2 pseudogenes are annotated in these 790 nt (G+C 32.3%); both read left to right on the forward strand.

Going from position 1 to position 790, the window contains the following annotated elements:
- Positions 1 to 55 precede the first annotated feature (55 nt).
- Positions 56 to 139, forward strand: a pseudogene (locus tag HMPREF3263_RS10960) (type VI secretion system tip protein VgrG); the annotation flags it as partial.
- A gap of 348 nt (positions 140 to 487) precedes the next feature.
- Positions 488 to 790 (forward strand): annotated as a pseudogene (locus HMPREF3263_RS10620) (hypothetical protein); the annotation flags it as partial.

The raw sequence follows: 790 nt of genomic DNA on the forward strand, positions 1-790 counted from the left end.
TCGAACATCAACATCATTCACAGGCATCGACGCTTACTGATAGTGATACGTCTAAAAATTTCCTTGGGATAGATTAGGCAACTTTGATGAGCACTGCTCTTGTTGGGTGCGGGTGGTGCAAGGTTGGGCGGGAGCACAATTAAAGATAGAAATTCATTTAAATAGAAAGAATGGAGATACATATGTTCCTAAAGAAATATTGGAAGAGTAATTTATTTTTTATATTTTTATTCACTGTTTTTGATGTGTATATAAATAATTATCCAATGTCAATTTATAAAAATATGCTAAATGATTATTTCTGGATTAATGTATTTTCATATATTTTTATTTATCTTGTGTTTACTTTTATTATTGACTTTGTTATTTTTTTATTTAATAGGTTTTTTAATTAAAATCAAGATGATTTTATGTTGTTTAATATAAATAATTAATTAACCGCACATTTGTAATGTGCGGTTGTTTTTTATGTATTATTTTGAAAAAATTGACGATTGAGCAGAAAAATGAATTGGACCCGATGTTCAAATCGATTATGGACGAGTTGGATTTAGAGAAGGATAAAAACGCGGCAGTCTCATTTGAAGCAGGTAAGCTGAAGGATTTATTATTAAGCCCGGTGCAACAAAGAAGGTTGACGGGAATCGTTGCCAAACATGATAGCGAATGGAAGAAGACGAGGGCGGCAGATTTTAGTCAAACCTGTGATGTTTACCGTGCAAATGGAAAAGAAGAGATTGCGAAGAGAATAGAAAAACGCATAGCTGACTTATCGATAAAGTTAGAGGTG

The organism is Haemophilus sp. HMSC61B11 (genome assembly GCF_001838615.1).
GTDB lineage: Bacteria > Pseudomonadota > Gammaproteobacteria > Enterobacterales > Pasteurellaceae > Haemophilus_D > Haemophilus_D parainfluenzae_AD.